This window comes from Methylobacterium currus (assembly GCF_003058325.1).
In the GTDB taxonomy this organism is placed as follows: Bacteria; Pseudomonadota; Alphaproteobacteria; order Rhizobiales; family Beijerinckiaceae; genus Methylobacterium; species Methylobacterium currus.
In genome coordinates, this window is record NZ_CP028843.1 from 6,352,281 (window position 1) to 6,369,971 (window position 17,691).

11 protein-coding genes, 1 tRNA gene, 1 pseudogene and 2 other annotated features are annotated in these 17,691 nt (G+C 65.7%); of the genes and pseudogenes, 3 read left to right on the plus strand and 10 right to left on the minus strand.

Going from position 1 to position 17,691, the window contains the following annotated elements; translation table 11 throughout:
• Positions 1–27: 27 nt before the first annotated feature.
• Positions 28–531, plus strand: a pseudogene (locus DA075_RS29170) (IS630 family transposase); the annotation flags it as partial.
• 296 nt (positions 532–827) lie between these two features.
• Here DA075_RS29170 and DA075_RS29175 read toward each other — a convergent pair.
• The 7 genes from DA075_RS29175 to DA075_RS29200 all read right to left on the minus strand — a co-directional run bounded on the left by DA075_RS29175 (position 828) and on the right by DA075_RS29200 (position 8,116).
• Complete coding sequence (locus DA075_RS29175) at positions 828–3,239, minus strand: arylsulfatase (protein WP_099956170.1); 2,412 nt, start codon at positions 3,237–3,239, stop codon at positions 828–830.
• Between the two features lie 116 nt (positions 3,240–3,355).
• Positions 3,356–4,363 carry a formylglycine-generating enzyme family protein gene (locus DA075_RS29180; protein WP_099956171.1) on the minus strand — a complete coding sequence of 336 codons (1,008 nt, stop codon included), beginning with the start codon at positions 4,361–4,363 and terminating at the stop codon, positions 3,356–3,358.
• Positions 4,364–4,511: 148 nt separating this feature from the next.
• A protein-coding gene (locus tag DA075_RS29185; protein ID WP_099956875.1) for an IS630 family transposase occupies positions 4,512–5,512 on the minus strand; the annotation gives its coding sequence in 2 pieces (ribosomal slippage) (positions 4,512–5,128 and positions 5,128–5,512; 1,002 coding nt in all).
• Positions 5,509–6,737, minus strand: a protein-coding gene (locus tag DA075_RS29190; protein ID WP_099952597.1) for an IS3 family transposase whose coding sequence is annotated in 2 segments (ribosomal slippage) — positions 5,509–6,443 and positions 6,443–6,737 — 1,230 coding nt in all. Because the reading frame shifts where the segments join, the coding sequence is not laid out codon by codon here. Before DA075_RS29190 ends, DA075_RS29185 begins: the two co-directional genes overlap by 4 nt.
• Positions 6,340–6,456, minus strand: a sequence feature (AL1L pseudoknot). It overlaps the preceding gene by 117 nt.
• Positions 6,738–6,784: 47 nt before the next feature.
• Positions 6,785–6,934, minus strand: coding sequence for a hypothetical protein (locus tag DA075_RS36830; RefSeq protein ID WP_164712512.1), 150 nt, complete (start codon positions 6,932–6,934; stop codon positions 6,785–6,787).
• Between the two features lie 51 nt (positions 6,935–6,985).
• Complete coding sequence (locus DA075_RS29195) at positions 6,986–7,636, minus strand: DEAD/DEAH box helicase (RefSeq protein ID WP_123834482.1); 651 nt, start codon at positions 7,634–7,636, stop codon at positions 6,986–6,988.
• 404 nt (positions 7,637–8,040) lie between these two features.
• Positions 8,041–8,116 (minus strand) — tRNA-Ile (locus tag DA075_RS29200).
• A gap of 642 nt (positions 8,117–8,758) precedes the next feature.
• On the opposite strand from DA075_RS29200, the gene DA075_RS29205 reads away from it, so the two are divergent.
• Positions 8,759–9,987 (plus strand): IS3 family transposase gene (locus DA075_RS29205; protein WP_099952597.1). Its coding sequence is split into 2 segments (ribosomal slippage): positions 8,759–9,053 and positions 9,053–9,987, totalling 1,230 coding nucleotides; the frame shifts between segments, so codons are not numbered across the junction.
• Positions 9,040–9,156: a sequence feature (AL1L pseudoknot), on the plus strand. Its footprint overlaps the gene before it by 117 nt.
• 831 nt (positions 9,988–10,818) lie before the next feature.
• Here DA075_RS29205 and DA075_RS29210 read toward each other — a convergent pair.
• The 3 genes from DA075_RS29210 to DA075_RS29220 form a co-directional block, all read right to left on the minus strand.
• Positions 10,819–11,730 carry a LysR substrate-binding domain-containing protein gene (locus DA075_RS29210; protein WP_164712513.1) on the minus strand — a complete coding sequence of 304 codons (912 nt, stop codon included), beginning with the start codon at positions 11,728–11,730 and terminating at the stop codon, positions 10,819–10,821.
• 189 nt (positions 11,731–11,919) lie between these two features.
• Positions 11,920–15,063, minus strand: coding sequence for a multidrug efflux RND transporter permease subunit (locus DA075_RS29215; RefSeq protein WP_099956174.1), 3,144 nt, complete (start codon positions 15,061–15,063; stop codon positions 11,920–11,922).
• A 38-nt stretch (positions 15,064–15,101) separates the two neighbouring features.
• Positions 15,102–16,295, minus strand: a complete 1,194-nt coding sequence (locus DA075_RS29220) for an efflux RND transporter periplasmic adaptor subunit (protein WP_420813091.1) — start codon at positions 16,293–16,295, stop codon at positions 15,102–15,104.
• Positions 16,296–16,624: 329 nt separating this feature from the next.
• Here DA075_RS29220 and DA075_RS29225 point away from each other — a divergent pair, with 329 nt between their 5' ends.
• A complete protein-coding gene (locus DA075_RS29225) occupies positions 16,625–17,647 on the plus strand; it encodes a TerC family protein (RefSeq protein ID WP_099956175.1) in 1,023 nt (340 codons plus the stop codon).
• The last annotated feature ends 44 nt before the right edge of the window (positions 17,648–17,691 follow it).

A 17,691-nucleotide genomic window follows, 5' to 3' on the forward strand; every position in this document is an offset into this window, starting at 1 on the left:
ATCAGGGAGTATTCAACGCCCGCTGACACCCGGCCCGACCGTCCGCTCGCGTCAGGACGCCCGGCGACCCGCACTCACGACTACATCCGCCACGGCACCACGACGCTGTTTGCAGCGCTCAACGTGCTGGAGGGCACGGTGATCGGCCGCTGCATGCAGCGCCACCGCCACGAGGAGTTCCTGCGCTTCCTCAACGCCGTCGAGGCGGCAGTGCCGGCCGGCAAGATCATCCACGTGGTGCTCGACAACTACCGCACCCACACCCACGCGAAGGTCCGGGCTTGGCTGTCGCGTCATCCGCGCTGGGTGTTCCACTTCACCCCGACCTCCGCCTCTTGGCTTAACGCCGTCAAGGGCTTCTTCTCGGCGCTGTCGCGTCGGCGACTGCGACGCGGCACGTTCACCGGGATCGTCGACCTGCAGGCGGCGATCAAGCGCACCATCGCCGAACACAACGAGCGGCCCAGGCCCTTCATCTGGACCAAGCCGGCCGCCGCCATCCTCAACAGCCAGGCTGCACCTTCCGTCTGAGTCAGTGCACTAGGCACGATCCTTGATGCCATGCGGTACGTCCTTCGCACCACTGCACGTGGTGGCAACTGCCGTTGGACTTCCCGCACGGGAGCAACGTGCATTGCTGACCTCTGCGCGGGACAACAACGTCCCCGACCACCGATCCGAGCCATGCATTCACCTGCCCCAGGCGCTCCCGGGGAGGAGAAAATTATGCCCTGCTCGGCCATGCCATGCACTTCTTCAATGGCCTGCAAAGCGGGAGCAGGCCTACAGCGAGTTTGATGACGTCGGAGGCAGAGCTTGCAGTTGGTTTATCCGCGCTTTTGCGCTTGCGATTGAAAATCGCGGAGCGCTTCAGGCGTGACGCTCGACGTCCCTAAGTCCACGGTGATCCGATTCAGCTTGCCGGTAAAGTGGAAAGGAACCTGATAGTCAGAGTCATCGACAGGCGTACCAGTATCGAGACCCACATCCAGGGTTTCATCCCAGGCAAAGGTGAAGGGCAGAGTACGCGGCAGGGAGCGCCGTGCCACCTCCTTGCCGTCGACGGAAAGCGTGCCCGACCCGCCTCGCGAGAAAGGCCCGCCGCTCGCGTCCATCTGCCATTCGAAGACAATATTGTGCCGACCGGGCGGCAATGCGTCCGCAGCTTCCCATTTCGGTCGCTCTATGCCCAGTAGGTTCATTGTAAAAACAGGCTTGCCCTCGCGCAGGTAAAGGCCCCAGCCAGCGAAGCGGCCACCCTGGGTGATCAGCATTCCATTGGCCCCGTCCTGTGGCACCTCTATGTCTGCTGCAATTAGATATGAGCGATTAAGGATATTAGGCGCTGAATTTGCCTGAATACCAGAGACCGGCGCCGTATAGATGAATTGCTTGCGGCCGGCGGCCGGGCCCGGTCGTGGTGTGATCATACCCGTAATCACTGAATTGTTTACGGGCAGCACCTGATAGCGGGTCGCTTCCACAAGCCAGAGCTCCTGCATCACACGCAGACGCTCAGGCTCCTCTTTCGCAAGATCGTTCAACTCCGTAGGATCCTGCGCGAGATTGTATAGCTCCCAATTGTAACCGTTGATCGCATCGTCGGGAACTGGGGCGTCCGGATTCCACGGCGTGGCTATGGGCGTCGTGCACGCGACCCATCCGTCATGGTAGATGGCGCGGTTGCCAAAGATTTCGAAGTACTGGGTTTTGCGGTGGGACGGCGCATCCGCGTTGGGCTTGTCCCACGTGTACACCACACTGGTGCCTTCCACCGGCGTTTGTGCAATCCCGTTCACCATGGTGGGATGAGGGATGCCGATCGATTCGAGCAGTGTTGGCACAATATCGATCACGTGATGAAACTGCATTCGTATTCCGCCGCTGTCGGTGATACGCTTTGGCCAGGACATCGCCATGCCATTGCGCGTGCCGCCGAAGTGCGACGCCACCTGTTTGGTCCAGCGATAAGGCGTATTGAATGCGAACGTCCATGGCACGGCCATGTGATTATAGGTGCGGTCGCTGCCCCAGGCTTCGATCAACGGCAACTGCTGCTCGACCGTGAACGACTGCAGGTTGAAATAGGCGACCTCGTTCGGCGTACCGTTCATGGAGCCTTCGGCGCTGCTGCCGTTATCGCCGCTGATATAGATGATCAGCGTATTGTCGAACTGCCCGAGATCTTCGACCGCCTGGATGACGCGGCCAATCTCGTGGTCGGTGTAGGCGAGGTAGGCCGCATAGACTTCCACCTGTCGCGTGAAGAGCCTCTTCTCGTCGGTCGACAAGCTATCCCACCGCTTCAGAAAGTCTGGCCACGGAGGCAATTGCGCGTTCGCCGGAATGACGCCTAGCTTCTTTTGATTTCCGAAAATCTGATGGGCAAGCGATTCCCAACCGGCGTCGAATTTTCCCGTGAACTTCTCGATCCAATCTTTCGGCGGCTGGTGCGGCGCGTGCGTGCCGCCTGGCGCGTAGTGGATGAACCAAGGACGGTTGGGCGTGACCGCTGCAAGCGTCCTGATGTGACTGATGGCATCGTCAGCCATCGCGGTTCCGAGATTCCAATCCTTCTGTCCGACGTAAGGATGAATCGGTGTGGTGTTGCGGAAGAGGTTGCCCGGCTGCCATTGGCTCGTATCGCCGCCGACGAAACCAAAGAAGTAGTCGAAGCCCATGCCAACAGGCCAGTTGTCGAACGGGCCAACGGGATTTGCTTCCCATGCAGGGATGTTGTGGTTTTTTCCGAACCAGGCAGTGGAATAACCATTGAGACGTAATGTCTTCGCCACCGTGGCTTTCTCTGGCGGTATAATCGAGTTGTACCCGGGAAAGCCCGAAGACATTTCCGAGATATTCCCGGTCCCTGCCGAGTGATGGTTGCGCCCTGTGAGCATAGCGGCACGCGTGGGCGAGCAAAGTGCAGTGGTGTGGAAGGCCGTGTATCGAAGGCCAGCCGCAGCGATCTTGTCGAGCGCGGGAGTGGGGATGATGCCGCCGAAAGTCGACGGCGCGCCGAAACCGACGTCGTCAGTCAAGATCAAAAGTACGTTCGGCGCGCCTTCTGGCGCAGCAACCGCGGGCGGCCAAGCGGCAACGCTATCCTTTGCCGTCGGCATGATCGCGCCACTGAACGGCGGCGTCGGCGTCGGCAACACACGGCTGTTCGGGAATTCGACGGCATTCGGCGCGCCTGGGCTTCCACGGAGCTGAGCGTGCGCAGCGGTTCCTGTCATAGCCAGAGCTGACGTTCCGGCGAGCAGGCCGCGTCGAGTTGGACGGAACGGTGCGCCTTTCTGAGGCCTCGGCGGATCAATATTCGTCGCTGGCTCAGAGGGCTCATCTTTATCGATCATCGCAGTCCTCCTGCTGGGGCCGGTTGAGTTCGATGCCCTTTCCTGACGACACAACGAAAGCCGAGATGGCTCGTCGAAGTGTCGACCGCCTCAGCATGCCGCGCCGCAGGACGGTAGCGTTGGCAGTAGTTCGGCGAGCACAAGTGCGAGCCGCCCTTGATCACCTTCCGAGGAATTTTGATGTCTGGCTGACCAGGGTCGTAGCTGCCTTCTACGCATCCGCCGCGCGGATTGATCGGCATGCAACAAGCCTTCGGTGCATCGGCCTGATGCCTTGGCGAGTACCAGTCAGTGGTCCACTCCCAAACATTGCCGATCATGTCGTGCAGGCCGTAGCCGTTCGGCGGGAACGCGGTCACCGGCGAGGTGCGCTCGTAGCCATCCAGGACGAGGTTCTCGTACGGGAAGGCGCCTTGCCAGGTATTGGCCATGTGCCGGCCACCCGGCGTGAGCTTGTCGCCCCAGGCGAACTCGGCCCCGTCGAGACCGCCGCGCGCGGCGTACTCCCACTCAGCCTCGGTCGGGAGATCCTTGCCGGCCCAGGCTGCGTAGGCATCAGCGTCGGCGTAGGCGACGTGCACCACCGGGTGATCGTCAAGGCCGGCGATCGAGGAGCCCGGCCCGTAGGGCCGCCGCCAGTGCACGCCGAATTTGAAGCGCCACCACGTGCCCCAGTCGCGCAGTTCGACCGCGCCCCTGGGCGGCTTGAACACGAGCGAGCCGGGCTTCAGCATGTGCGGCAACGCACCAGGGTAGTCCTTTGGGTCGGGCCGGCGCTCGGCCATCGTCACGTAGCCGGTGGTGCGCACGAAGGTCCGGAAATCGGCATTGGTGACTGGCGTGCGGTCGATCCAGAAACCGTCTATGCAGACTTGGTGGACCGGGGCCTCCTCCGGATAGTGCCGGTCCGAGCCCATCCGGAACGTTCCTCCAGGCACAAAGACCATGTCCAGCGACGGATCTGACGACATGGCGAACCACTGGGGGATAGGAGCGCTCGGCATCGCGCGCTCCTCAATGCGGGCCAGCGAGAATGCCTGCTAAAGGCTTGCAGCAGCGTATCAAGTCTGTGCGAGGCAGCTTGATCGAATGGGACATGGCCCGATTTTGGCTCGAAGCGCACTGATCCAATCGGGCTAGAGCGTCGCCCGATCAGTCTGAAACGTAGCAGTCATTCTGGTATCCGGCTGCATTGATGTAGTTGCGGCACTCCTGCGGGGTGAAGGCGGCGAAGGCTTGCTGGATCGCGTCCTGCAGCGCTTTTACCGTGCGCGCGGCCGCGGTGCGCAGCAACGTCTTGAGCTTGGCGAAGGCCTGCTCGATCGGATTGAACTCCGGGCTGTAGGGCGGCAGGTACACCACCCGCGCGCCGGCCGCCGCGATGGCCTCGCGCACGCCCGCCACCTTATGGGCCTGGAGGTTGTCGAGGATCACCATGTCGCCTGGCCGGAGCGCCGGGACCAGAGTGTCGGTGACGTAGTCCAGGAAGCGCCGGCTGTTGGTGGCCCCCTCGAAGATCGCCGTCGCCGTCAGGCCGCTCGTGCGCAGAGCCGCCGTGATAGTGGTGGTCGTGTAGTGCCCGCACGGCATCGGCAGGCGGCAGCGCTGGCCGCGCGGGGCCCAGCCATAGCGGCGCGCCATCCGGGTTGAGGCCGCCGTCTCGTCGATGAACACCAGATGGTCCGGATCGAGATCGAGTTGGCCCTCGAACCACGCCTGGCGGGCCTCCGCTACGTCCGGACGGTCCTGCTCGGCGGCGTGGAGCGCCCCTTTTTACGGGTGATGCGATGGCGGGCCAGGAAGCGCGACAGGCTGCTGGTGCTGGAGGTGACGCCCTGCTCGGCCAAGGCGTCGCGCAGTTCCGACAGCACGATGTTGCCGCGCTTCTCGCACAGCCTTAGGATCCGCGAGGCGTGAGCCTCGATGACGTGCGAGCGCTGGTCGCCGCCCATCGGCTTGGGCCGGACGTGGCCGTCCCGGAAATGGCGGGCATGCCAGCGACTGACGCTGGCGGCGCTGACACCGAACCGCTCGCCAGCTTGGCGGCAGGACGCACCCGCTATGACAGCGGACACCACACGCTCACGCAGATCGACGGACAAGGGTGAGGTGAACCGCTCCGGGTTTTTCGGAGGCTTGTTGGCTTGGGTCAGGCGGCCGAGGCCTGGTCGCCGACGTGAGCATAGTAGCGCGCTTCGGCCTCGGCGGGAGGGACGTTGCCGATTGGCGCGAGGAGGCGACGGTGGTTGTACCAGTCGACCCACTCCAGGGTGGCGTACTCGACGGCCTCGAAGGAGCGCCAGGGTCCGCGTCGGTGGATGACCTCTGCCTTGAACAGGCCGTTGATCGTCTCCGCCAAGGCATTGTCGTAGCTGTCGCCGACGCTGCCGACCGACGGCTCGATGCCTGCTCCAGCCAGGCGCTCGGTATAGCGTAGAGCCAAGTATTGCGAGCCGCGGTCCGAGTGATGCACCAGCCCGCTGCCCTGACCAGGGCGACGCTCGTGCAGCGCCTGTTCCAGAGCATCCAGGACGAAGCACGCGTGAGCGCTGCGTGAGGCCCGCCAACCGACGATGCGCCGGGCGAACACATCGATGACGAAGGCCACATAGACGAAGCCCGACCACGTCGGCACGTAGGTGAAGTCGCTGACCCACAAGGCATTCGGCCGGGGAGCCTTGAAGTGGCGGTTGACGCGGTCGAGAGCGCAGGCAGCGGCCGGGTCGGGGATCGTGGTGCGTACGGTCCTGCCACGCACCACCCCCGCCAAGCCCAATCGGCGCATCAGCCGCGCCACCGTGCATCGCGCGGTCACGATCCCCTCCCGGGCCAGTTGCCGCCAGACCTTCCTCACGCCGTAGACGCAGAAGTTGGCCTCGAACACGCGCTGGATCTCGATCATCAACGCGGCGTCGCTGCGCGCACGAACCGGCTGCTTCTCGGGATCGGCACGTCGGGCCGCATGCAGGTAGTAGGTCGACGGGGCGATCGGCAGCACCCTGCAGATCGGCTCGACCCCGTAGACCTCCCGGTGATCGTCGATGAAGCTGATCATGGCCGTGACCGGCGGTCGAGCTCCGCCATGGCGAAATACGCCGACGCTTTGCGCAGGATCTCGTTGGCCTGGCGCAGCTCGCGGTTCTCTCGCTCCAGCGCCTTGATCCGCTCGCGCTCGTCCGTCGTCTGCCCGGGTCGCACGCCCTGATCCCGCTCGGACTGGCGCACCCAGTTCCTCAGCGTCTCGCCCGAGCAGCCGATCTTGGCGGCAATCGACTGGATTGCCGACCACTGCGAGCCGTGCTCGCCCTCGTGCTCGCGCACCATCCGCACGGCACGTTCACGCACCTCAGGGGAAAACGGGGCTGTTCGTTTCGTCATGGCTCCATCCTCTCAGAAGTTGGAGCCTCCGAAAAACCCGGAGCAGTTCAGACCTCGGAGATGGTGAGGCCCTGCTCGGCCAGCAGCAGGATCATCTGCGCACGCGTGCGGACCCGGACGTCACGCGTCATGCGATAGAGATCGTCAAGCCCGCGCAGCTGATCGACGTTCAGCTTGTCCAGATGCAAGGCGCGCATCGCGGCCCCCTGATAACACACCAGCATACCACAAAAATTATGAGGACGTACTTAGCGGTCGAGAGCACCCTTCAGTATCACGAAGTTGGTTCTCCCGAGGCGTCGACGGTCGAGGTCCCGGCCGTCATGGCGCAGGCCGCGCGCGGAGAGGATACGGCCCATCTCGGTCCGGATACGCATGTCCAGGGATTGGCGCATCGCCTGCCGTTCCCGCGCCCGGGTCGTCGGCACGGCCTCCAATTCCGCCGACGTCACAGAGATCTGCTCGGTGCTATACCCTTGGGCGTGCAACGGGCGCAGCAGGTCAAGCGCTTCTGGGTTGTCCCGAATCAGGGGTATCTCCTGCAGGTCGATACCGCCCTGTGCCCGGACGTCGACTTGGTCGAGGAAGTCCCGTGCCGCGGGCTCGATCTTGATCTCATCGCCCCGTCCGAAGTCGAGGCCCTCAACCGGCAGCAACTGGTCGAAGTAGTCCCGATTGGCCTCGGTGTAGGCCTGGAAGTCGGCCCAGCGCGATGCGGTGTTCGCGCCGGCGTGGAACACGACGACGCCGCGGTTCACGAGGGCCTCGGGCGCACCCTGCTCCACAACCCGCATGATGCGCCCAACGAACTGCACGAACGGCGACAGGTTGGCGAACAGGCGGAAGACCGCCGCCACGGCGAGCAGTGGATGGTCGAAGCCCTCGCCGAGCTTCCGCACCTGGACGATGACGTCGACGCCGTTCGCCTGGAACGGATGCGCAAATTGTCGGCGATAGATGGCTGACGGTCGGCGAACGGACTGGGCAAGGGCGCACCGAATCAACGGGGACGGCTGTTTAGGACACAGACGCCTCGTCGCTTGGAAACTACCGGGATCTGACTGCCCACCACTTGTGATGGAGCCACTTCGACGGGGGCCGAGGCGTGGCCTGGATCAGGACACGTGGGAGGGGGCAGGCTGAACCGGTGACACCCCAAGGGCCGGGCGCGCGCCGGTCCCCGCGTCGCCAAAAACCCCGCCGGAGGGTCTCCGAGCGGGGCTTTCGCACGTTTGCGGTTCCAGTAGCCCCGCCAAGCCCCCGCGAGGAGGGATAAATCGAGGGCTCTACAGAGGGAAAATCGTGGTGGGCCCGGTAGGACTCGAACCTACAACCAGACCGTTATGAGCGGTCGGCTCTAACCATTGAGCTACAGGCCCTTGGTCTTCGTCTTCAATCTCTTGGCGCTTGGTCTGCGGCTGGGCGACAGCTTCGGCGACAGAAACCCTGTCCGTAGGTACCCGGGAGCGGCGTTTCCGGCAAGCCCCTTGCGCGATCCGAGACATCGCCTTGAGGCCAGTGGCGGGTAAGGCAGGAGCATGGCATCCGCCATCCCACCCACCGTTTTAGAATGGTCCCGCAGCCTCGCCAGCTTGTCGCTGGGCGTGCTGCTCGGCGTCAGCAGTTCCATCGGAGCTCCAACAGCCGGGCATTCGTGTGTGGCGCGGTGAGTGTCCAGCCGAAGATGTTTCTCATCTATGTCTTTGCTTGGCATCCCAAAGAATCCCCTTTTCTATGCATGGCGTTCCATAGCTGCCCTGCACAATAGACAACGGCGGTGTCGACCGCTTGCCTCGAGTTCCTGCCCTCCGGTCCGAAGACCTGCCCGCGTATGGACGAACTGACATACGCCATTGGTGCCATCCACGGATGCTCGGACGCACTTGAGCGCTCGCGTGAGCGGATCGCAGCGCATGGCGCCGGCCGGCCCCGACACTTGGTCTTCCTCGGCGACTATATCGACAAGGGCTTTGAACCGCTCCGGGTTTTTCGGAGGCTCCAACTTCTGAGAGGATGGAGCCATGACGAAACGAACAGCCCCGTTTTCCCCTGAGGTGCGTGAACGTGCCGTGCGGATGGTGCGCGAGCACGAGGGCGAGCACGGCTCGCAGTGGTCGGCAATCCAGTCGATTGCCGCCAAGATCGGCTGCTCGGGCGAGACGCTGAGGAACTGGGTGCGCCAGTCCGAGCGGGATCAGGGCGTGCGACCCGGGCAGACGACGGACGAGCGCGAGCGGATCAAGGCGCTGGAGCGAGAGAACCGCGAGCTGCGCCAGGCCAACGAGATCCTGCGCAAAGCGTCGGCGTATTTCGCCATGGCGGAGCTCGACCGCCGGTCACGGCCATGATCAGCTTCATCGACGATCACCGGGAGGTCTACGGGGTCGAGCCGATCTGCAGGGTGCTGCCGATCGCCCCGTCGACCTACTACCTGCATGCGGCCCGACGTGCCGATCCCGAGAAGCAGCCGGTTCGTGCGCGCAGCGACGCCGCGTTGATGATCGAGATCCAGCGCGTGTTCGAGGCCAACTTCTGCGTCTACGGCGTGAGGAAGGTCTGGCGGCAACTGGCCCGGGAGGGGATCGTGACCGCGCGATGCACGGTGGCGCGGCTGATGCGCCGATTGGGCTTGGCGGGGGTGGTGCGTGGCAGGACCGTACGCACCACGATCCCCGACCCGGCCGCTGCCTGCGCTCTCGACCGCGTCAACCGCCACTTCAAGGCTCCCCGGCCGAATGCCTTGTGGGTCAGCGACTTCACCTACGTGCCGACGTGGTCGGGCTTCGTCTATGTGGCCTTCGTCATCGATGTGTTCGCCCGGCGCATCGTCGGTTGGCGGGCCTCACGCAGCGCTCACGCGTGCTTCGTCCTGGATGCTCTGGAACAGGCGCTGCACGAGCGTCGCCCTGGTCAGGGCAGCGGGCTGGTGCATCACTCGGACCGCGGCTCGCAATACTTGGCTCTACGCTATACCGAGCGCCTGGCTGGAGCAGGCATCGAGCCGTCGGTCGGCAGCGTCGGCGACAGCTACGACAATGCCTTGGCGGAGACGATCAACGGCCTGTTCAAGGCAGAGGTCATCCACCGACGCGGACCCTGGCGCTCCTTCGAGGCCGTCGAGTACGCCACCCTGGAGTGGGTCGACTGGTACAACCACCGTCGCCTCCTCGCGCCAATCGGCAACGTCCCTCCCGCCGAGGCCGAAGCGCGCTACTATGCTCACGTCGGCGACCAGGCCTCGGCCGCCTGACCCAAGCCAACAAGCCTCCGAAAAACCCGGAGCGGTTCACTTTGAGAGCGCCCGCATCGTTGCCATCGTCCGGCAATTGAGGAGGAGGCCCCCTGTGCGATCACCTGTCTCATGGGCAACCGAGAGTCGGCTCTGCTGCAGGCCGTGCACAATCCCCGTCGGGCCACGGCCTGGATTATATCCGGAGGCGAACGGACACGGGCTTCATACGGCGTCGAGCGCGCAGCGGACATACCAACCGCGGAACTGGACAGGATCGCCGGTCTGAAGACCGTGCACGAGGACGTGCTGCGGTACTACGTCCATGCCGGTTGCTTCTGGATTGGAACAGGGCTCAAGCAGAGAGTCAATTCCGCAAATGTTGAAGTGACGCCCGCATGAAAAAGCCCCGCTCGGCGGTTGCCGGCGGGACTGAAGGCGGGGTCTCGGGTCTTGAAGATCCGCCGGCTAACGAACGGACAACGGGTGGGTTCCGGGTTGAGGGGCAGAACCCAATCAGCTTGACCATGCGAGGGGCTGCTTGCGATCCCACTCGGGCATTCCAGCGACGCTCGCGCAATCCATGCTGCCGACCCCAAGCAGACCTTCGAGCGGCGCCCGCCGAAGGACCGCAAGGGGTGGACGGTGTGTGAAAACTCAGGCGCGCCCCGAATTTGTAGAACGATCTTCTGCGCTGCCGCCATCGGAGGAACCGAGGTGGTGGCCGAGTGCCGTCGGGATGCCTATGCAGCCGCTGCCCAGGGTGGACGAGGGGAAGATCCTTCTACGACCTCTGCGTTTTCACACAGCCTCGGTGGATAGCGGCGGTTCAGCTCGGCTGCATGCCGTGAGTTAGGGGACCATGTGAAATTCAGCGCAAGCCCCCGTTTCAGCGGGGTAGCCCGCTTCCGCTTCGAGCGCGTGCACGATGTGCTCGGCCAGGAGATCGGCGGCCCGCGGCAGGGAGCCCGGTGCGCGATACAGCACCACCTCCGTCGCCGGCAGTGCAGGAAGGCCGTGCGTGCCCGACACGCGGATCAAGCCGGACTGGATCATGCCCTTGGGCAGCACCGTCACGCCCAACCCGGCGCGAACGGCGGCTTGCAGGCCCAGCAGGCTCTGGCTGGTATAGACGATGCGCCAGGGCAGGCGCGCCGCCTCGAGCGCTTGCAGCGCCCTCTTCCGGTAGACGTCGGGGACCGGCGCGAGCACCAGCGGGATCGGTCCCGGACCGAGCGCGAGGCCGGGTGACGCGACCCATTCCAGCACCTCGCACCAGATGCCGACGCCGCCACCAGGCCCCTGCGGCTCGCGCTTGAGGAGCACGAGGTCGTAGAGGCCACGGGAGAAGCCGTCGAGCAGATGCACCGTGAAGTCGCAATGGACTTCCAGCGATACGCGCGGATGGGCGCGGGCGAAGCGCGCCAGCACGTCCGGCAGGTGCGCCGTCGCGAAATCCTCCGGGGTGCCGAGGCGCACGACGCCCTCAACCTCCGGTTCCATGATGCGGGCGCAGGCCTCGTCGCCAAGACTCAGGATCTGCCGCGCGTAGCCGAGCAGGATCTCGCCCTCCGGCGTGAGCTGGAGGTCGTGACCGTCACGGTCGAAGACGCGCCGGCCGAGGCCGTCCTCCAGCCGCTTGATCTGCAGGGAGACTGTCGACTGGGTGCGCCCGATGCGCTCGGCCGCACGGGTGAAACTCCCGCTCTCAACGATGCGGAGGAAGGCGCGCAGCAGATCGAAGTCGAGGGGCGAGTCGGGCATGCGATACTCGGTCGGGCCGGCGTCGGGATATCGAACGCGGTCCGACATCGCGAGCATGCCGGAGGATACTCGCCAGAGGGGCCCGGACCAGGGTGCCCGCCCGATGTCGAGGGGCTGCACCTTCGCTTCAAGCCCGGCGCCGGCAATGACGGTCATTGGCGAAACCGATCGCCGGCGCCCGGTCTCCGCTCAGGCGACCTCCGCTCGGCCCGCCTCGGCGAGCGCCGGCTTCGCTGCCGCGCGGTCCCGCCCGAGCGTGCGCATCACCACCACGAAGAAAATCGGCACCCAGAACACGGCGAGCACCGTCGCGGTGATCATGCCGCCGAGCACGCCGGTGCCGAGCGCCTGCTGGCTCATCGCGCTCGCGCCCGAGGCGATCACCAGCGGCACCACGCCCAGGATGAAGGCGAGCGAGGTCATCAGGATCGGTCGGAACCGCAGCTCGGCCGCTTCGAGCGTCGCCTCCACCAGGGGCTTGCCCTGCGCCCGCAGGTCCTTGGCGAACTCGATGATCAGGATCGCGTTCTTGGCCGACAGGCCGATGATCGTGATAAGCCCGACCGTGAAGTAGACGTCGTTGGGCAGGCCCCGCAGGTAGGCCGCTGCCACCGAGCCGACAATGCCGAGCGGCACCACCAGCATCACCGCGAGGGGAATCGTCCAGCTCTCGTAGAGGGCCGCGAGGCACAGGAACACGAACAGGATCGACAACCCGAGCAGGAAGGCCGCCTGCGAGCCCGCGAGCTTCTCCTGAAGCGACTGGCCGGCCCACTCGTAGCCGAATCCGGCCGGCAGCGTGCCCATGAGGCGCTCCATCTCGGCGAGCGCGTCGCCCGAGGTGTAGCAGGGGGCAGGCTCGCCGGTGAGCCGCACGGCCGGATAGCCGTTGAAACCGACCACCTGCGTCGGTCCCGTCACCCAGGCCACGCGCGCGAACGAGGAGAACGGCACCATCGCGCCCGCGCTGTTGCGCGCGCTGTAGGTCAGCAGGTCCTCCGGGCGCACCCGCTTTGCTTCCTCGGCCTGGACGATGACGCGTTGCATGCGCCCGCGGTTGAGGAAGTCGTTGACGTAGGTCGAGCCGAGCTGGGCGGACAAGGTGGCGTTGATGTCCGCGAAGGTGACGCCGAGGGCCGCCGCCTTCTCGCGGTCGATGTCGAGCCGGATCTGCGGCGCGGGCGGCAGGCCCTCGACCACCACCTTCCGGAGTACCGGCGAGCGGGCGGCCGCGGCCAGCAGCTGGTCCTTGGCCACCATCAACGCGTCGTAGCCGCGCTGCGAGCGGTCCTGGAGGCGGAAGCTGAAGCCGCTCGTCGTGCCGAGATTGGCGATTGGCGGCGGCGCCAGAGCCGAGACCTCGGCGTCGCGCAGCCGGGCGAAGGCGGCGTTGCTGTCCGCGATGATCGCCTCGGCGCTCTGGTCGGCGCCGCGCTCCGACCAGTCCTTGAGGGTGACGAAGGCCTGCCCCGTCATCGCGCCCTGGCCGTAGAAGCTGAAGCCTGTGATGAACGTCACCTTGTCGACGCCCGGAGTGCGGGCCATCCGGTCCTCCACCGCCCTGACGACGTCGAGCGTGCGGCTCGCGCTCGCATCCGAAGGAGCGAGGAGGTCGGCCATGACGAAGCCCTGGTCGTCGACCGGCACGAAGCCGGAGGGAAGCCGCCACATCGCGGTGCCGAGGCCGGCGAGCAGGGCAAGGTAGAGCAGCATGAAGCGTCCGGCCCGCGCCACCATCCAGCCCGTGGCACGGCCGTAGCCCCGCGTGAGCCGGTCCAGCCGGTGGTTGAACCAGCCGAAGAACCCGCGTTTGGCGTGGCCGTGTCCTTTCTCGACCGGCTTGAGCAGCGTCGCGCACAGCGCGGGGGTGAGCGACAGCGCCAAGAAGGCCGAGAAGCCGATCGACACCACCATGGAGGCGGAGAACTGCTGGTACATGATGCCGACCGAGCCGGGGAAGAACGCCATCGGCACGAACACCGCCATCAGCACCAGCGTGATGCCGATCACCGCCCCGGTGATCTGACCCATCGCCTTCTCGGTCGCCTCCCTCGGGGATAGGCCCTCCTCGGCCATGATCCGCTCGACGTTCTCGACAACCACGATGGCGTCGTCGACGAGGATGCCGATCGCCAGCACCATCCCGAACATCGTCAGCACGTTGATCGAGAAACCGAGCCAGAGCAGCGCCACGCAGGTGCCCAGTAGCGCGATCGGCACCACGATCGTCGGGATCAGCGTGTAGCGGATGTTCTGTAGGAACAGGAACATCACGAGAAAGACGAGCACCACCGCCTCGGCGAGCGTCAGCAGCACCTTCTTGACCGAGGCCCGGATCACCGGCGTGACATCGTAGGACACCTCGTAGGCGACGCCGGGCGGGAAGAAGGCCGCGAGCTGGCCCATCCTGGTCCTTACGGCTTCGGCCGTCGCGAGCGCGTTGCCGCGCGGTGCGAGCTGCACCGCCACGGCCGCGGCGGGCTTTCCATTCAGCCGCGTCGAGAAGGCGTAGGACAATCCTCCGACCTCGATGCGCGCCACGTCGTCGAGGCGCACCGTCGAGCCGTCCGGATTGGCGCGCAGCACGATGGCGCCGAACTCCTCCGGTGCTTCGAGCTGGCCCTTGACCAGAACCATGTTCTGGGTGCGCTCGGTGACGGGGCTTGGGGCGGTGCCGAGGAGCCCGGACGAGACCTGGGCGTTCTGGGCCCGGATCGCCGCCTCGACGTCGCCGGCCGTCAGGCTGAGGCCGAGCATCTTGTCGGGGTCGAGCCAGATGCGCATCGCCCGCTCGGTCGAGAACAGGCGCGCGCGGCCCACGCCCGGGAGGCGGCGCAACTCGGGCAGGACGTAGCGCGTGGCGACGTCGCCGAGCCCAACCTCGTCGAGGCTGCCGTCGGGCGAGGTGAGGGTGACGAATTGCAGGATCGCGCTCGATGCCTCGACGACCTGGATGCCCTGCTGCCGCACGGCCTCGGGCAGGCGGGGCTCGATGCGCTTGATCCGGTTCTGGACGTCGACTGCCGCCAGAGCCACGTCGGTCCCGGGCTGGAAGTTCGCGACGATCTCAACCTCGCCGGTCGTATCGCTGGTGGATTCATAGTTCAGGATGTTGGCGGCCCCGTTCAGCTCCTCCTCAATGAGGCGGGTCACGCTGTAATAGAGGTTCTGCGTCGAGGCGCCCGGATAGACCGTCGAGATCGCGATCGAGGGCGGCGCGATGACCGGATACTGGGCCACGGGCAGGAACGGCAGGGCGAGCAGGCCGCCGAGGCAGATGAAGATGGCTACGACCCAGGCGAAGATCGGCCGCGCGATGAAGAAGGCGGGCATGACAGCGTGTCTCCGGAGAGAGGACGGTCGCGGGGGGATCAGTTCTGCGCGGCGCTGGCGGAGGCAGCACTCCCCGACCACGGAACTGGCGTGACCGGGCCGCCGGGGACGAACTTCTGGAAGCCCTCGACCACGACGCGATTGCCTGCCTGCAGACCATCCTCGATGACGACCTGGTCGCCGAGGGTCCGCCCGGTGCGCACCGGCTGCAGGACGGCCCGGCCCGCATCGTTGATCACATAGACCTCGCTGCCGCCGGCATTGTTGCGCTGGATGGCTTGGCGGGGCAGCGTAACGGCGCGGGCGCTGACGCCCTCCTCGATCTGCACCCGCACGTAGGTGCCGGGTAGAAGGTCGGCCTGCGGGTTGGGGAACTCTCCCCGCAGCGTCACCTTCCCGGTCCCCGGATCGACCGTCACGTCCGAGAACAGCAGGCGCCCGGTGTGCGGATAGGGGGTGCCGTCGTCGAAGAGCAGGCGCACGCGGGCCGCGTCCGGGGAAACCTGGCGCAGGCGCCCGGAGGCGAGGTCGCGCTTGAGCTGGTTGAGCTCGGTCACCGACTGGGTGAAATCCGCGTAGATCGGGTCGAGCTGCTGGATGGTGGCGAGATGGGTGGCCTCGGTCTGGCCCACGAGCGCCCCCTCGGTGACCAGCGCGCGGCCGATGCGCCCGGTGATCGGGGCGCGGATGGTGGCGTAGTCGAGGTTGATCTGCGCCCGCTTGACCGCCGCCTTCTGGGCCGCGACCTCGGCCTCCGCCTGCCGCTCGGCGGAGAGCGCGAGGTCGTACTGGGCCTGCGTCGTGGTCTGGCCGGACAGCAGGGCGCGCAGCCGGTCCTCCTGGCGCGACGCCTGGAACAGGCTGGCCTCGGCCCGGGCGAGGGCGGCCTTGGCGCTCTCGAGCTCGACCTCGAAGGGGAGCGGGTCGACGCGGTAGAGTACGTCGCCCTTCTTGACCACGCTGCCCTGCTGGAAGGCGCGCTCGACGATGATGCCGGAGACGCGCGGACGCACTTCGGCGATGCGCATCGGCGTCACCCGACCGGGCAGCTCCTTGGTCAGGGTGACGGGCCTCGGCTGGACCGTCACGATGCCAACCTCCGGCGCTGATTCAGCATTGCCCGCGAAGGCGGAGGGCGCGGGACCGGCGCCGGCGAGGAGCACAGCGGCGACAACTAGAGCTCGGCCCCTCCGCATGCGGATGGTCCGCGAGCGGTCCAGCATTCGTGACATGGCTCTATTCTCGTTCGGAAGAGCATCGAGGTACCGTCAGCCGGCACCGACGGTGCGGACCCGCGACCTCGCACCATGAGATCGGTGGGCAGGCGCCGTTTTCAAGTCGTCGTTATTCGCGAAAGCTGGAGCGGAGGCGCCTTGTTATATCGATTGCTGCTCATTGAGATAATTGATGGCAATCATTTGTGGATATCGACTTGCGGCCTGACGGAGCGCCGCCCACGTCTCAGAGCGCTCGAGGTCCGGGCCCCTCTGGTGAGTGCCTGCCGGCGCACTCGCGATGTCGGACCACTCCCGACTATGCGGTCCGGCATGAAGGCGCCTTCATGGAATCCAGCATGTTGTCCGTCGACTGGCTCGGAAAGCCCGCCTGGCTTTGGCTCGGCTTCCTCGGCCTCGTGGCCGGGCTCCTCGCCCTCGATCTCGGCGTCCTGCACCGCGAGCGGCGCGCCATCGGCGTGCGCGAGAGCCTCGCGACCAGCGCCCTCTACATCGTCCTGGGTCTCGGCTTCGGCGCCTTCGTCTGGTGGCAGCTCGGGCCGGATGCCGGGATGGCCTACCTGACGGGCTTCGCCGTCGAGAAGGCGCTCGCGATGGACAACGTCTTCGTCATCGCGATGATCTTCGCTTACTTCGCGATCCCGCGCGCCTTTCAGCACAGGGTGCTGTTCTGGGGCATCCTGGGCGTGCTCGTCCTGCGCGCGATCATGATCGGGCTCGGCGCAGCCATCGTGGCGAATTTCGCGTGGATGCTCTACGTCTTCGCCGCCTTCCTGATCGCCACTGGCGTCAAGATGCTGGTCGTCAAGGACCGTCCGTACGACGTGGGAGCGAACCCTGTGCTCGCTTTCGTGCGCCGTCGCCTCGCGGTCACGGACGGATTGCAGGGCGAGCGCTTCTTCGTCCGCCAGCCGGATCGGACGACGGGTGAACCCGCTTGGCACATCACGCCCCTGTTTCTGGCGCTCCTGCTGATCGAGGTCGCGGACATCATCTTCGCGGTCGACTCGGTCCCTGCAATCTTCGCCATAACCACCGATCCGTACATCATCTATACGTCAAATATATTTGCCATCCTCGGCCTGCGCGCACTATATTTCGCGCTGGCGGCGATGGTGGATCGGTTCCACTACCTCAAGTATGCGCTGGCGGCCGTCCTTGTGTTCATCGGCTCCAAGATTTTCATCGCCGACCTGCTCGCCATCGACAAGCTGCCTCCGGCCCTGTCGCTCGGGGTGACGTTCGGGTTGCTCCTCGGTGGCGTGGTGTGGAGCGTGGTCGTGCCGCACCGGGGATCGCCTCGAACGACTCCGGCGGACCGGACTGGGCGTGAGGTCCGTACGCCGTAGCTGGGCGACGGGGAGCCGCTGGTTTCCGCGCCATGGCGGCACCC

What these genes read in the sequence shown, in the direction of transcription:
- DA075_RS29215 (WP_099956174.1), bottom strand. Translation starts at nt 15,063, where the DNA reads ATGCCCGCCTTCTTCATCGCGCGGCCGATCTTCGCCTGGGTCGTAGCC.
- DA075_RS29175 (WP_099956170.1), bottom strand. Translation starts at nt 3,239, where the DNA reads ATGACAGGAACCGCTGCGCACGCTCAGCTCCGTGGAAGCCCAGGCGCG.
- DA075_RS29180 (WP_099956171.1), bottom strand. Translation starts at nt 4,363, where the DNA reads ATGCCGAGCGCTCCTATCCCCCAGTGGTTCGCCATGTCGTCAGATCCG.
- DA075_RS36830 (WP_164712512.1), bottom strand. Translation starts at nt 6,934, where the DNA reads ATGCGCGCCTTGCATCTGGACAAGCTGAACGTCGATCAGCTGCGCGGG.
- DA075_RS29225 (WP_099956175.1), top strand. Translation starts at nt 16,625, where the DNA reads ATGGAATCCAGCATGTTGTCCGTCGACTGGCTCGGAAAGCCCGCCTGG.
- DA075_RS29220 (WP_420813091.1), bottom strand. Translation starts at nt 16,295, where the DNA reads ATGTCACGAATGCTGGACCGCTCGCGGACCATCCGCATGCGGAGGGGC.
- DA075_RS29210 (WP_164712513.1), bottom strand. Translation starts at nt 11,730, where the DNA reads ATGCCCGACTCGCCCCTCGACTTCGATCTGCTGCGCGCCTTCCTCCGC.